Annotated in this window: 13 protein-coding genes and 1 tRNA gene; 13 read left to right on the top strand and 1 reads right to left on the bottom strand. The window is 42.7% G+C overall.

Annotation, left to right across the window (positions count from 1 at the left end):
• Nucleotides 1-62 precede the first annotated feature (62 nt).
• From pnp to ACQ4LT_RS10610, 6 genes are all read left to right on the top strand, one after another.
• Nucleotides 63-2183 (top strand): polyribonucleotide nucleotidyltransferase, encoded by a 2121-nt coding sequence (pnp, locus tag ACQ4LT_RS10585; protein ID WP_445666012.1) that lies wholly within the window; start codon nucleotides 63-65, stop codon nucleotides 2181-2183.
• Between the two features lie 215 nt (nucleotides 2184-2398).
• On the top strand, nucleotides 2399-3658 hold the full coding sequence (locus ACQ4LT_RS10590) for a M16 family metallopeptidase (protein WP_445666014.1): 1260 nt from the start codon (nucleotides 2399-2401) through the stop codon (nucleotides 3656-3658).
• 87 nt (nucleotides 3659-3745) lie between these two features.
• On the top strand, nucleotides 3746-5242 hold the full coding sequence (locus tag ACQ4LT_RS10595) for an amino acid--tRNA ligase-related protein (protein ID WP_445666015.1): 1497 nt from the start codon (nucleotides 3746-3748) through the stop codon (nucleotides 5240-5242).
• Nucleotides 5243-5316: 74 nt separating this feature from the next.
• Nucleotides 5317-6375: a DNA polymerase III subunit delta gene (gene holA / locus ACQ4LT_RS10600; protein ID WP_445666016.1), complete on the top strand. Its 1059-nt coding sequence runs from the start codon at nucleotides 5317-5319 to the stop codon at nucleotides 6373-6375.
• A 77-nt stretch (nucleotides 6376-6452) separates the two neighbouring features.
• Complete coding sequence (locus tag ACQ4LT_RS10605; RefSeq protein ID WP_445666017.1) at nucleotides 6453-7067, top strand: sigma-70 family RNA polymerase sigma factor; 615 nt, start codon at nucleotides 6453-6455, stop codon at nucleotides 7065-7067.
• A 63-nt stretch (nucleotides 7068-7130) separates the two neighbouring features.
• Nucleotides 7131-7343 (top strand): hypothetical protein, encoded by a 213-nt coding sequence (locus ACQ4LT_RS10610; RefSeq protein WP_445666018.1) that lies wholly within the window; start codon nucleotides 7131-7133, stop codon nucleotides 7341-7343.
• 195 nt (nucleotides 7344-7538) lie between these two features.
• Here ACQ4LT_RS10610 and ACQ4LT_RS10615 read toward each other — a convergent pair whose 3' ends face one another.
• On the bottom strand, nucleotides 7539-8507 hold the full coding sequence (locus ACQ4LT_RS10615) for a phosphoribosylaminoimidazolesuccinocarboxamide synthase (protein WP_445666020.1): 969 nt from the start codon (nucleotides 8505-8507) through the stop codon (nucleotides 7539-7541).
• Between the two features lie 170 nt (nucleotides 8508-8677).
• Here ACQ4LT_RS10615 and ACQ4LT_RS10620 point away from each other — a divergent pair, with 170 nt between their 5' ends.
• The 7 genes from ACQ4LT_RS10620 (at nucleotide 8678) to ACQ4LT_RS10650 (ending at nucleotide 14303) form a co-directional block, all read left to right on the top strand.
• On the top strand, nucleotides 8678-9655 hold the full coding sequence (locus ACQ4LT_RS10620) for a phytoene/squalene synthase family protein (RefSeq protein WP_445666021.1): 978 nt from the start codon (nucleotides 8678-8680) through the stop codon (nucleotides 9653-9655).
• A 99-nt stretch (nucleotides 9656-9754) separates the two neighbouring features.
• Nucleotides 9755-10465, top strand: a complete 711-nt coding sequence (locus tag ACQ4LT_RS10625) for an alpha/beta hydrolase-fold protein (protein ID WP_445666022.1) — start codon at nucleotides 9755-9757, stop codon at nucleotides 10463-10465.
• Between the two features lie 9 nt (nucleotides 10466-10474).
• On the top strand, nucleotides 10475-11986 hold the full coding sequence (gene accC, locus ACQ4LT_RS10630) for an acetyl-CoA carboxylase biotin carboxylase subunit (protein WP_445666023.1): 1512 nt from the start codon (nucleotides 10475-10477) through the stop codon (nucleotides 11984-11986).
• On the top strand, nucleotides 11986-12339 hold the full coding sequence (locus ACQ4LT_RS10635; protein ID WP_445666024.1) for a DUF4260 domain-containing protein: 354 nt from the start codon (nucleotides 11986-11988) through the stop codon (nucleotides 12337-12339). Before accC ends, ACQ4LT_RS10635 begins: the two co-directional genes overlap by 1 nt.
• A 120-nt stretch (nucleotides 12340-12459) precedes the next feature.
• Nucleotides 12460-13389 carry an N-acetylmuramic acid 6-phosphate etherase gene (gene murQ, locus ACQ4LT_RS10640; RefSeq protein WP_445666025.1) on the top strand — a complete coding sequence of 310 codons (930 nt, stop codon included), beginning with the start codon at nucleotides 12460-12462 and terminating at the stop codon, nucleotides 13387-13389.
• 97 nt (nucleotides 13390-13486) lie between these two features.
• Nucleotides 13487-14170 (top strand): energy transducer TonB, encoded by a 684-nt coding sequence (locus ACQ4LT_RS10645; RefSeq protein ID WP_445666026.1) that lies wholly within the window; start codon nucleotides 13487-13489, stop codon nucleotides 14168-14170.
• A 45-nt stretch (nucleotides 14171-14215) separates the two neighbouring features.
• Nucleotides 14216-14303 (top strand) — tRNA-Ser (locus ACQ4LT_RS10650).
• The last annotated feature ends 80 nt before the right edge of the window (nucleotides 14304-14383 follow it).

Below are 14383 nucleotides of genomic sequence, written 5' to 3' on the forward strand. Positions count from 1 at the left end.
TTAAAATCATTAAGTAAAGCTTTGTTTATTTATTTTAAATTTAAATTGAATATAGTATTACGATGAAAGAAGATTTTAAAAGTGTAGAATTTGCACCGGGCAAAACGCTATCTATCGAAACCGGCCGTATTGCAAAGCAGGCCGATGGTGCAGTTGTGGTTCGCATGGGAGATACGATGGTTTTATGTACAGCAGTAAGTTCAAAAGAACCTACTGACAAACCGTTTTTCCCGTTAACAGTTGATTTGCGAGAAAGCTTTTCTGCAGGCGGAAAATTTCCGGGTGGATTCATAAAGCGAGAAGGACGTCCTAATGATAAGGAAGTTCTTTCCAGCCGTTTGATTGATCGTAGTCTACGCCCGCTTTTCCCGGATGGATATAATTTTGATACTCAGATTGTTTGTAAAGTACTTTCCTCTGACGGAGAGCACGATGGAGATGTTCTCGGTGGAGTGGGAGCGTCTGCTGCACTGCATATTTCTGATGTTCCTTTTGCCGGACCTATTGCCGAAGTTCGAGTAGGTCGCGTTGATGGAGAATTTATTATTAATCCTACCATCAGTCAGATGGAAGACAGTGACATCGATATGATTATCGGTGGTACTGAAGAGAGCGTTATCATGATGGAAGGTGAGATGGAAGAGATCTCTGAAGAAGAGATGCTTGAGGCTATAAAGGAAGCTCACAAATCTATCCAAAAGCTCTGTGAATTTCAGGAAGAACTTCGCGATGAATTCGGTAAAGAAAAGCGTGACTTTGAACCGGAACCTGTTGATGAAGATCTCAAGGCGAAAGTACATGAGCTTGCTGATGAACGTATCCGTGAGCACGTGAATGTTGGACTTGGCAAGGAGAAATACAGTGAAGGCCTTCAAGAAATTAAGGACAGCGTTGTTGAAGAGCTGACAGAAACCGAAGAATATGCTGATGAAGGTGGCACGATCAAAGATATTCTCAGCAAGATTGAGAAGGAAGAACTTCGTAATATGATTCTTGAGAAAAAGAAACGTATTGATGGACGTTCTCCGGAAGATATTCGTGATATCTGGACACAGGTAGATTACTTGGCTCGTACGCACGGTTCAGCCATCTTTACCCGTGGCGAAACACAGGCGTTGGTTTCAGTAACACTGGGTACGCAAAAAGATGCGCAGGCTATTGATACTCTTCTGACCGAAGAAGACAAAAAATTCTTCCTGCATTATAACTTCCCGAACTTTAGTGTTGGTGAAGCTGGATTTATGCGAGGTCCCGGTCGACGAGAAAAAGGGCACGGGCACTTGGCTGAAAGCGCAATCAGTAAGTTGATGCCTTCTTTTGACGAATTTGGATATGTAATCCGTGTGATTTCCGATATTACAGAATCCAACGGATCTTCTTCCATGGCGTCTGTTTGTGGTGGATCAATGGCGCTTATGGATGCCGGTGTTCCCCTTAAGAAGCCCGTTGCCGGAATTGCGATGGGAATGATCGTGGGCGATGACAAAGAGGTTGTTCTTTCCGATATCCGTGGTGAAGAAGACTTCATGGGCGACATGGACTTTAAAACTGCCGGAAGTCGTGATGGAATTACAGCTTGCCAGATGGATATGAAAGTAAGCGGTATTTCTTTTGAGAAACTTGAGGAAGCACTTGAACAGGCTCGAAAAGGCCGTCTTCACATTCTTGATAAAATGGAAGAAACGATTTCTGAGCCAAGAGAACAGATTTCTGAATTCGCTCCCCAATTTGTCAAAATGGAGATTGAAGCGGATGATATCGGATCTGTTATTGGGCCCGGTGGTAAAGTTATTCAGACTCTTCAGAAAGAAACTAATACCGAGATCTGGGTTGAAGAGGATGAAGAGCGCGGTAAAGGTAAAATCACCATCAGCGCCGATCAATTGTCGAATGCCGAAGAAGCAAAGAAACGTATTCAAGGCATTGTTGGTCACCTCGATGAAGGTGCGACTTACCAGGGCACGGTGAAAGCCATTAAAGATTACGGTGCTTTCGTTGAAATTGTGCCCGGTAAAGATGGATTACTTCACGTCTCAGAAATAAATCACTCCCATGTTGATAATGTAAGTGATGTACTTTCTGTAGGAGATGAGCTCGAAGTGAAGCTGCTCAAAGTTGAGCATGGCGGAAAGCTTCGTCTCTCACGAAAGGCGTTGATTCCTAAGGACGGAGATGAAAACTAATCACCTCTGTTTATCTTAAATAAATTATACATTTGCGCCATCTCGATTTTTCGGGATGGCGTTTTGTTTTATTAGCTGAATTAAAATTAATATGTCATTTCGAACCGGGTAAAGCGAGGTGAGAAATCTTTGTTTTTCTCGTATAAATAAATTTAAAATTAAGAACTCTTCCCACGATCGAGATGACGATTTAGGTGTAGGTTTAGATATATTTTATGAGCACAACACATAGTATGAAAGAAATTGATTTTGTAAATAAGACGACACTTGATAACGGGCTTAAAATTGTTACTGAGCACGTCGACAGCGTAAAAAGTGTAGCTGTTGGCATTTGGGCCAAGACCGGCAGCAGAAATGAAACGCATAACATGGCGGGTGTCACTCATTTTTTGGAGCACATGCTTTTTAAGGGGACTGACAACCGTTCCTCGCTTGATATCGCCATGAGCATGGAATCTGTCGGCGGATATTTGAATGCTTTCACTTCCTCAGAATATACTTGCTATTATTCGCGGTGCCTTAACACGCAGCTTGAGCGTGCGCTGGACGTACTTTCGGATATGGTTCTACATCCTTCATTTCCGGAAGATGAGATAGAAAAGGAGAAGAAGGTTGTTATTGAGGAGATGAAAATGTACCGCGACAGTCCCAATGATTACTTGTTTGAACAATTTAGCGAGCAAATTTTTAAGGGACATCCATTGGGAAATTCAACACTTGGTTTTGAGGACACGGTTTCTGCGTTTAAGCGTCAGGATCTGTATGATTATATGGATGAGCGGTATCAGCCTGATAACCTTTTAATTTCGGTAGCCGGTAATGTTGATCACGATAGGGTAGTGGAGCTTGTCCGCGATTATTTCAGTGATGTAAAGCCGAAAGATACGGTGGATAACAATCCGCCGCTCCCGGATTATGAGGCTGATGATCTGGAGTTGACAAAGCCTATAGAACAAACACATCTAATTGCTGGACGCAGGGGATTGCATTATGATCATGAGGATAAATTTCGACTGCTGCTTGCTAACACAGTATTGGGCGGAGGTATGAGCTCCCGGTTGCATCAGAATGTGCGGGAGAAATATGGTTACTGTTATACGATCACTTCTTTTAATCAATCATATAGCGACACCGGGTTGTATGGCATTTATGTGGGCACGGACAAAGATTATGTGGAGCACGTCCGGGAACTGATTGAAGCAGAGCTGGATAAGCTGAAACAGAACCCCATTCCTGAGAAAGAATTATCTGAGGCCAAAGCCCAGCTCAAAGGAAAGCTGATGCTCTCGGTTGAAAGTATGAGTAATCGCATGTCGAGGCTGGCTAAAAGCGAAATCTATTTTGATCGCTTTGTTACCCTTGATGAACTGCAGGAAAAGATTGATGCTGTGGAAGCCGATCAGGTACAGAATTTTGCCCAGGATTTCTTTGATAATGATTTATTTTCTGAGGCACTGTTATTACCTGAAGAATAGGATTTTCGTTTCGAGTCTGGTCAGAAATGATTAGTTTCGAGCTCAATATTTTTATTGAAAAGTATTAACAAAATTATTCGTTGAAGCATGGTTTATATCAGCAATTTGTCTGATCACGTCGATGAGGAAGTAACGCTCAAAGGGTGGGTGTATAACTATAGAAGCAGTGGAAGTCTCTATTTTGTTGAAATGCGTGACGGTTCCGGAATTTGTCAATGCGTAGTAGCGCAAGATGCCGTCAGTGAAAAAGCCTGGGAGCAAACCGAAGCGCTCCGTCAAGAAACTTCTCTTGAAATAACTGGAAAAGTGGTCGAGGATGAGCGCAGCGTTGGTGGACATGAGCTGCAGGTTTCTGATCTCAATATTTACCAGGTTGCTGAAGATTATCCTATTACGCCCAAAGAGCACGGTGTTGAATTCTTGATGGAAAATCGTCATCTGTGGCTGCGTAGTCAAAAGCAGTGGGCGGCCATGCGAGTACGTAATGAGATAATTTATGCTATCCATACTTTTTTCCAGGAGCGTGGGTTTGTGCAGATGGATGCCCCAATTTTTACCGGTAACGCGGCCGAGGGTACAACCAATCTTTTTGAAACCGAATATTTTGATGATGAGGCTTATTTGACGCAATCCGGCCAGTTATATGGCGAAGCGATGGCGATGGCGCACGGATTGATCTATACTTTTGGCCCGACGTTTAGGGCAGAAAAAAGTAAGACTCGTCGCCACCTTACCGAGTTCTGGATGATTGAACCGGAGATGGCTTTTTATGATCTAGATATGAATATGGATCTGGCTGAGGATTTTGTGAAGTTTGTTGTGAAGCGCGTGCTTGATCGACGTCCCAAAGAGCTTGATATCCTTGAGCGCGATACTTCTAAGCTACGTAAAACCGTGGAAGAGGGCTTCCCCCGTATATCGTATACCGAAGCCGTTGATGAGCTTAAGAGTGACGATATGGCCGCTATGCTTGATCAGATGGTCGAAGATCGCAAGCAGGAAGCTGAGGAGCTCAAAGAAGAGCGCGATGAGATAGAGAAAGAACGTGGACAGGCTAAGAAATGGCGCAAAGCCCAGATTGATGAGCGGGTTATAGAAATTAACAAGCGACTGGATGAGATTGAGGAAGACTTGCGAAATATTCCCGATTGGAGAGAATCTGCCCTCAATTTTGAATGGGGAGAAGACTTTGGTGGCAGTGATGAAACATTGCTGACAATGAAATATGATACACCCATTTTGGTGCATCGCTTTCCTGCGGATATTAAGGCATTCTACATGAAACGCGATCCAGAAGACGAAAAATTGGCTATGGCTGTGGATATGCTGGCACCTGAAGGATACGGTGAGATTATCGGAGGAAGTGAGCGTGAAGAGGATCTGGAAACGTTAAAAGAACGTATTGACGAGCACGGACTTTCTGAAGATGTTTTCCAATGGTATCTGGATCTTCGTCAATACGGATCGGTACCGCATTCGGGCTTCGGATTGGGATTAGAGCGAACTGTAGCTTGGCTCTGTGGCTTGGACCACGTCCGTGAAACGATCCCATTCCCACGAATGATGGGACGACTCACGCCTTAGTGATTAGTTAATTGTTATTGGTTATTAGGGAGAAACGGAACCAATAACGAATAACCGGTAACTAATAACAAAACATGGCTAAAAAGACCAGTATAGAACTCTATTCCGAAGTCCTTCAGGAGTTAAAATCCGAAGACAGGAAGCCCGTATATTTTTTCTATGGAGAAGAGGAGTTCTTTCTGGATAAATTGCAGGAAGTGGTTGAGGGATTAATTCCCGACGATCAAAAAGATTTTAACTTTGACCTGCTATATGGCCGTGATGTTACGCCTGAAAAAGTGTTGTCGATCATTCGCAGCTTTCCGATGATGGCTGAGCAGCGCGTGGTGATTCTGAGGGATTTTAAAGGACTCAGCGGCTATGGAGCCCAAGCTGAAGGATACGAGGGAGAGGTTAATGATTTGATTCCTTACTTGGAGCAGCCCAATCCTACGACACTGTTTGTTTGTATTGATACCAAGAAGCCATCCGGACGGTCTAAAGTTGGCAAAGCGTTTAAAAAGCACGCAGGATTTTACAAATTTGAAGAAGTGCCTGACTACCGCCTACCTGACTGGATTATGAGTTGGGCAAAAAAACATCATAATAAAAAGATAGAGCCGCCTGCAGCACAGATGCTTGCGCAGTATGTGGGTAACAGCTTGCAGTTACTGTCCACAGAAATAGATAAAGTGTGTACTTTTGTGGACACTTCTGATACTATCACAGAGAGCGAAATAAAAAAAATAATTGGCCTTTATCGCGAATATTCGGTGTTTGAGCTAAAAGACGCTGTATTTGACCGAAACCTGGAAGAGGCCCTGTTTATCGCGGAACAGATGTTGCAACACTCTAAAGCGAACACGGGAGAAATTATTCGTTCCGTGGGGTTCTTTTATAATGTGTTTTCAAACATCTGGCAAATTCGGCGATTAGCTGGACAGGGTAATTCCAAAAAACAAGTTCAAAATACCTTAGGTATCAACAATAGTTGGTACTTCAACAAGCTTTGGAAAGACGCTTCAGCTTTTGAACTGGCCGACATGCCCAGAATATTTGAAGCACTCTTGGATGCCGATCGGGCATCGAAAGGTTTTACCAAGATGGACCCCTCGACGATACTTCTCCTGATGATCAAGCGGATCATCGGTTAGTATCTCTTTTATTATTTCGTTTTTCGGAACACTGATGATTCCCGCAATTATTAACTGCAATCAAAATAGGGGTCATTATGCAAGCTGTTTCCAAAGCCAAATTTCAGAAGATGTCGGATGAAGATCTGATGGAAAAATTTCAATCCGGGTATGAACAGGCTTTTAATATTTTGGTGGATCGATATCAGGATCGATTGCACAATTTCTTGTACCGTTATACCCATGACCACCGAGACTGTGAGGATTTAGTACAGGAGACTTTTTTCCGCGTGTTTCGCAGTCGCCATTCCTACGAGCGAATCGCGAAGTTTTCTACTTGGATGTACACTATTGCTATAAATCTGGCCAAGAGTTTATACAAAAAGAAAAAGCGTATGACTAAGGTGACGATTCATAAAGATCCCGACGACTCGGAAGATCGTCCCATGAAATTAGAAGACACTAAGATTTTACCGGACGACTCGCTGCACGAAAAAATGTGCATGGATCAGCTTAAAAAGGCTCTCGAAGAGCTCAGTGATGATTTCCGTGAAGTTGTAGTACTTCGTGATATACAGCAGTTGTCTTATGAAGAGATTTCCAAAATTGCGGATTTACCCATGGGGACTGTAAAGTCCCGAATTAACCGTGGAAGGGCACAATTGCAAGAATTATTAGAAAATTACGTCTATCCGGAAACAATTTCTGCATAGTACAGTAAGAGAGTAATAGATAAGGTATTGAACTTGTACAATAATCTATTACCCCTTTTTACTATGGAACCTACCGCATTTGATTCTGATGGAGTGCTCACTGACTTTTTAACGGATTACCTGGATGGCAATCTGGATCGGGCAGAGAAGCAGTCTTTCGAGGATTATTTATCCGAAAATGAAGAGGAGAGAGTCTTTGCTCGAAAAGCAATGAAAGGCAAAAAAGCCTTAGCTCGTTTTGCGGATAAAATTGATGTGCCGTCAGTAACTGCGTAGCCCCGCAAGTACATTTTCAACGGCTTAAATTGACACAATCTGAACTTTAAAGCTTCGTTCGGATTATTGGCACAAGCAGACTAACTTGTCATCTCGACCGGAGGGAGAGATCTATGTCTTACTTTTCCAGTAAGAAATACCAAGATTTCTTACTCGGCCGACAATAGTCGGCTCCATATGAAATGGCAGCTGCTATTAATACCGGTCAAAAATTTCTTTTAGCTCATTGTTGAATGAGTCCATATCTATAGGGGTTGGCTCAAATGGCTTGCCAGTAAGTTTTTCGAATAGTTCGGTATAACGATTGTATACTTTGATGCGAAACTCATTTGGAAGATCGGGTAACGTTTGACCCTTTTTTCCTTGGAAGTTATGATCCATCAGCCATTCTCTTAAAAATTCCTTGGATAATTGCTTTTGCGGCTCTCCTTTTTGAAGTCGCTCGTCGTATCCACCCGCATAAAAGTACCGCGAGGAGTCGGCGGTATGCACTTCATCAATGAGGGTAACTTCTCCGTTATACAGTCCAAATTCATACTTGGTGTCAACAAGGATAAGACCTTGTTTATTGGCTATTTGTTGTCCGCGTTCGAATATTTTAAAAGCTTTTTCCCGAATTTCTTGCCAAATATCCTTATCAACAATCCCTTGTTCTAAAATTTCTTTCTCAGAAATATCTTCGTCGTGACCTTCTTCAGCTTTAGTCGCCGGCGTAAGAATTGGCTCCTCAAACTGTTGGTTTTCAACCATACCATCCGGTAATTCGACTCCGCATAACGTTCGTTTACCTGATTTATAAACCCGAGCTGCGTGTCCCGTCAGGCATGCCCGAATAACAACCTCAATGGGAATAGGCTCACATTTTTTTGCGATTGTTACGTTGGGATGAGGTACGTCAATAACATGCGTGGCAACAAGATCATCCACTTTATCAAAAGCAAAAGCAGCCAGTGAGTTTAAAATTTGTCCCTTGTAGGGAATGGCTTGTTTCATGATGTGATCGAAGGCCGAAATTCGGTCACTGGCTACGATACCAAGTTTATCGTTACCAAGATCGTAGACGTCACGTACTTTACCGCGATAGGGATCAGGATAGCCTTGAACATCGGTTTGGGTAATACAGTTGCGTAGTGCCTTTGAATTGATATAAGAAGAATTAGTCACGGGAATAATAATTTTTGATAAAAAGATCAGTAGAAAATCATAAAAACTTGAGAAGAATAGAAATGTAATTATTAGATCATTTTAATTCTACGATATATTAAAATTTAGAAGGAACTATTTTAGACCATTATAGCATTTGGTGTTATACAGCTCAAGGCAATATCATAATAATGACAGATCTATTTCGAATTCCATATGCGCTGCTAAAGCCTATTTATGAGCGTACTTCATTCCATCGGTCGGTGATTGATGAGTTGAATGATGAGCGTCTTAAACAGGCCTATGCCGAGTGCCGGGCGATAACTCGTCACCATGCCAAAACGTTTTACATGGCGACCCGTTTTTTGCCCAATCATAAGCAGCGGGGTATTTTTGCTATTTACAGCTTGTGTCGGTATATCGATGATCTGGTGGATGAGGCTGAAGATCTATTGGAAAGGCGTGAACTCACCGAAAAGGATATCCGCTTAAAACTGGAATCGTGGAAAGGGAAACTTCGAGATACCTATGACGGCAAAGATCATGATAATGATATTTTGATTGCGTTTTCTGATGTGCTTCGGCGATATCATATCCCCATAGAAATGCCCTTTGAGCTAATGGAAGGGGTTTGTATGGATCTTTTCAAGAATAGATATGAGACTTTTGATGAGCTATACGATTATTCATTTAAAGTTGCATCTATTGTGGGATTGATGACCAGTGAGATTTTTGGATATCAATCAAGAGAAGCGTTGGGATATGCAGTGGATTTGGGTATTGCAATGCAGCTGACAAATATTTTACGAGATGTTGGAGAAGACCTGCGACGAGATAGAATCTACTTGCCCCAAGAAGACCTGTCACGTTTCAATGTATCAGAAGAAGAGCTATTTAATTATCAGCAGACAGAAAACGTTATTGAATTATTGGACTTTCAGATTCAACGAACCCGCAGATATTATCAGCGGTCGGATGAGGGGATAGCACTGCTGAGCAGCGACAGTCGACTTCCTGTTTATTTAGCGCGACAAAACTACGGTCGCATTCTTGATAAAATTGAGCAGAACAATTACGATGTATTTAATAAACGAGCCTATCTAAATGCCACAGAAAAGATTTCCATTCTTCCCAGGGCCTATTACCAGATGAAAATGACTCACTCCTGATTCATTTTAAGAATTGGTGATATCTTCGTTTACACTAATCAATATGAACTGTTATATTCCATTCAAATTTTATTGCCGATCTAATCAAAATAGAGACGAATGGAAGCTAAAATTGAGAAATGGCGGAGTCCCAGTCTGGGAAAAGATATGGAGCTGGCTGTTTATGGAGAGTCAGGAACCCCGGTAATAGGGATTCCGACAAGAGGAGCTACTTGCAAGCAATGGGAAAAGTTTGGAATGACTGATTCCATCTCGTACCAATTGGAAAATGGTTTTAACCAGCTCTTTGTACTGTCATCGATAGATAATGAAGCACTGCTTAACGAAAGTGCATCTCCTGAACAACGTATTATTCGCCAGCAGCAGTACGAATCATATATTGTTGAGGAGGTTGTGCCTTTTATCAAAGATCAAAATAGCATCAAGTTTATAATAATCGCCGGTGTTGATTTTGGCGGATATCATGCCATCAATACTGCGCTCAAGTATCCTGAAGTATTAGGAAAAGCAATTGGAATAAGCGGCATTTATGATATCAGACCGTATTTGGATGATTATTATGATGACGATGTTTACTATAGTAATCCGATGGATTTTGTACCCAATCTGAATAAAAAATCTTTGCTCGATAAAGTTCAGGATATTGATTTTCGGTTGGTAAGCTATGAGGGTGATAAGCGAATCGACGATGCGGTACGAATGGATAATGTAATGCGGATGAAGTTTTTAGATCACGACCTCGATGTTTGGTCTGATGGAGGAGATGAATGGGAATTATGGCCACAAATGTTAAAAACACATATTATTTAAACAATAGTTATGGCAGAGATTAACAAAATATTGGTCGCTAATCGCGGCGAAATTGCTTTACGAGTAATTCGAACGTGCAAAGAGTTAGGTAAAAAAACGGTGGCGGTATATTCTACGCCTGATGCCGATGCTCCACACGTCTTACAAGCGGATGAATCGGTGCATATTGGTCCCGCTTCTTCTTCGGAGAGTTACCTGGTGATCGATAAAATAATTCAGGTGGCTAAAGATGCCGGAGCCGATGCCATTCATCCCGGCTATGGATTTTTGAGTGAGAACGCTGATTTTTCGAAGCGATGCCAAGAAGAGGGAATCATTTTTATTGGTCCTAAACCAAAGGCCATTCGTTTGATGGGAGATAAAACCGAGGCTCGTGAGATTATGAGCAAGGCAGATGTCCCTTTTCCTCCGGGCACTAAAAAAGAGCTCGAAGATATTGAGGAGGCCGAGAAAATAGCTGAAGATATTGGCTATCCTGTTCTGGTTAAAGCTGCAGCCGGTGGAGGCGGTAAAGGGATGCGTATCGTCAATAGCAAAGATGAATTCCGGTCGGGCATTAAGGCCGCAAAGTCGGAGGCACGCAATTCCTTTGGAGATGATCGCGTATATATCGAAAAGTATTTGGTTGAACCCCGTCATGTCGAGTTTCAAATAATTGCTGATGAACACGGAAATACGCTTCATGTTTTTGATCGGGAATGCTCGATTCAGCGGCGTCATCAGAAAGTGATTGAAGAAGCTCCGTGCTCTATTTTGACGCCCGAATTGCGATCAGAAATGGCCGAAGCGGCTATTTCTGCTGCTGAAGCTGTTGACTATGTGGGAGCGGGAACCATTGAGTTTTTGGTAGATGCGGATCGTAATTTCTACTTTCTTGAGATGAATACGCGTCTGCAGGTAGAGCATCCGGTAACAGAGTTGATTACGGGATTGGATTTGGTAGCACTGCAGATATTAGTGGCCGAAGGAAAAGAGCTGCCCGTTACCCAAGATGATATTCAAATGAGTGGTCATGCCGTGGAATGCCGTATTTATGCCGAAGATCCGCGGGATAACTTTTTGCCGAGTACGGGTACATTGAGCAAGCATCGCATTCCATCAGGAAGTGGAGTGCGCGTGGATTCCGGAGTGGAAGAGGGACAGAAGGTGACAATTAACTATGATCCAATGATATCCAAGCTCTGTACGTATGGTACCGATCGTGATCACGCCATCAAGCGAATGCTTCGTGCGTTGGATGAATATGAAATCGCGGGCTGTAGAACAACGATCCCGTTTTGTAAATATGTGCTTAATCACGAGTCGTTTACATCCGGTGATTACGATACGCACTTTGTGCCTGATTATTTTAGCAGGGAAAAGATCGATGCTCAAATTACGGATGACAGCAAGGTGAAAGCGCTGGCTGCAGCCCTGCTCAAAATGGAAGATAGTGGCCAGGAAGAGAAGCAGAAGCTCAAAAACAATTCCCAAAATGGTACGCACTCAGAATGGTGGAAACACCGCAGCAAGAAAAAATAGTGAAATCACTCATAAAAATTGAGGAGCTGGCGATGTTTCTATTCGCCGGCTTTTTATTTTGGACTACTGACTTTGCTTGGTGGTGGTTCCCGGCTTTGCTATTGCTGCCCGATATAAGCATGGTCGGGTATGCGATCAATAACAAAACGGGAGCATATCTATACAACATAGCTCATCATAAAGGGTTGGCTTTGATGGTTTATATTGTAGGATACTTTTTGGGATTTGCGACAATAGAATTAATAGGAATTATTCTATTTGCACACTCCTCGATGGATCGCCTTTTCGGTTATGGATTAAAGTATATTGACTCTTTTAAAAACACCCATCTCGGAAAAATAGGAGAGGTCTAAATTATTCCCTATCCGTATTGGTATTTATTGAGAATCTTTTTGTATTGCCTTTTCTGTTATCCCCAAATCCGCTTAACTTAAGCGAGTTACAGCAATTACAGTTTAAATAATGCTTATAGCGTGAAAAAAGAAGACCAAGAGCTTTTTGATCAGTTAAAAAAATTGGATACGGAGCAGCGGAATCCCAATACAAAAAAGATAGATGTCGCGGATTCACTGGCAATAGCCCGTCTCATTAATGCCGAGGATAAAAAGGTTGCTGATCAGGTCGAAAAAAAGATTCCGCAGATTGCACAGGCTATCGATTTGGTGAAACAGGCATTTGATGAGGGCGGAAGGCTGATTTATGCAGGAGCCGGTACCAGCGGTCGACTGGGAATACTTGATGCTGCCGAATGTCCACCTACCTTTGGTTCCGATCCGGAGCAGGTTGTTGGATTAATTGCCGGGGGCAAAGAAGCTGTTTTTGAGGCCCAGGAAGGAGCCGAGGATTATGAAAAAAATGGCCGGGAGGCTTTGGCGGACATAAACGTAAAATCGAGTGATGTTGTCTGTGGATTGGCTGCCAGCGGGCGTACGCCGTATGTGCATGGTGCGCTAAAAGCAGCTCGTGAAAAAGGGTGCCACACTATTTTTGTGACCACTGTTCCGGGTTCTCAGATTTCTCTCGATGTTGATGTGCTCATTGACGTGCCCGTTGGTCCCGAAGTAATTATGGGAAGTACCCGCATGAAAAGTGCTACTGCTCAAAAGATGGTGCTAAATATGATTACTACGGGCGCAAATATTCGGAGGGGAAAAGTGTATGAAAATGTGATGGTCGATCTACAGCTTTCCAATAAGAAATTGCATGAGCGTTCAAAACGAATTGTCATGATGTTTACTGATCTGGATTACGAGAAAACGGAAAAGCTGCTGCATTCGGCTGGCGGACATGTTAAAACGGCATTGGTTATGGAATTGGGGAGACTGAATAAAAAGGAGGCGGAAAAGAAGTTAAAAGACCACAATGGTTTTATCCGAAAGGCGTTGGAAGATGTAAGAATGTGATTGAGATTGGAATAGCTAATGAATCACAAACTATTGCTTATTCGTTAATACTAAGAACTTTCACCATCCTAAACAGTTTAGATATCCGTAAATAATTTTGTCTGATCTTAAAAAATATATCGGGGACAGTGAAAACGGATATCGGGTTCGCGTTTTAGTGGCAATAGCTGTTGTGGAATTAGTGGCTATCGGGGTTTTTAATCTTTGGCCGGTTAGTGAATCGACATCTACGAATCAGCAAATTGATTTTTCGGATGATGCCATTGCCCTTGAAGATGTGGTGCGAACAGAACAGCAAAACAGCCCTCCGCCACCGCCTAAGCCTCAAATACCTCCGCCCGAACCTACCGATGAGGTAATAGAAGAAGATCCCATTGAGCTGGATGACTTAAACGTTAGTGAATATTCTGATTCTCTTTCTGTTGAAATAATTGGCAGCGAGGGCGACGCCGACGAGCCGGTATCAAGTCCGCAGGTAGCTCCACAGGTCATCCATATTGTAGAACCAACGGTTCCCGAAGCCGCAAAAAAAGCAGATATCAAAGCCGAAATATGGGTGAATTTTTTAGTGGATACGGAGGGAAAAGTTGAAGAGGCCAGTATCACTGAAATTGTGGTCTATGATCAGGAGTCGGGAGAAAAAAGAACGGTGGATCGTATTAACTACGGACTTACAGAGGCCACACTTACCGCTGCTCTGCAGTGGAGATTTCGTCCGGCACGGAATAACGGGCAGCCCGTAAAGGCATACTCCAGGCAAATTTTCACCTTTGGATTTTAACGTTGATATCAGATAAAAATTAGTATATATTTGCGACTCTTTATTGGAGAGGTGGCCGAGCGGTCGAAGGCGCACGCTTGGAAAGCGTGTGTGCGTCTAGCGCGTACCGAGGGTTCGAATCCCTCCCTCTCCGCATTTTTGCTTTTTACGAACAGTGGAGAACAAACCTATCTTTATTCACTCATTTTTAGCCTTTCTTCTGGTTGTGCACGA

It is taken from the genome of Fodinibius sp. AD559 (genome assembly GCF_052712805.1).

What these genes read in the sequence shown, in the direction of transcription:
- ACQ4LT_RS10625 (WP_445666022.1), top strand. Translation starts at nt 9,755, where the DNA reads ATGGAAGCTAAAATTGAGAAATGGCGGAGTCCCAGTCTGGGAAAAGAT.
- accC (WP_445666023.1), top strand. Translation starts at nt 10,475, where the DNA reads ATGGCAGAGATTAACAAAATATTGGTCGCTAATCGCGGCGAAATTGCT.
- ACQ4LT_RS10605 (WP_445666017.1), top strand. Translation starts at nt 6,453, where the DNA reads ATGCAAGCTGTTTCCAAAGCCAAATTTCAGAAGATGTCGGATGAAGAT.
- ACQ4LT_RS10620 (WP_445666021.1), top strand. Translation starts at nt 8,678, where the DNA reads ATGACAGATCTATTTCGAATTCCATATGCGCTGCTAAAGCCTATTTAT.
- ACQ4LT_RS10590 (WP_445666014.1), top strand. Translation starts at nt 2,399, where the DNA reads ATGAGCACAACACATAGTATGAAAGAAATTGATTTTGTAAATAAGACG.
- holA (WP_445666016.1), top strand. Translation starts at nt 5,317, where the DNA reads ATGGCTAAAAAGACCAGTATAGAACTCTATTCCGAAGTCCTTCAGGAG.
- ACQ4LT_RS10610 (WP_445666018.1), top strand. Translation starts at nt 7,131, where the DNA reads ATGGAACCTACCGCATTTGATTCTGATGGAGTGCTCACTGACTTTTTA.
- ACQ4LT_RS10595 (WP_445666015.1), top strand. Translation starts at nt 3,746, where the DNA reads ATGGTTTATATCAGCAATTTGTCTGATCACGTCGATGAGGAAGTAACG.
- pnp (WP_445666012.1), top strand. Translation starts at nt 63, where the DNA reads ATGAAAGAAGATTTTAAAAGTGTAGAATTTGCACCGGGCAAAACGCTA.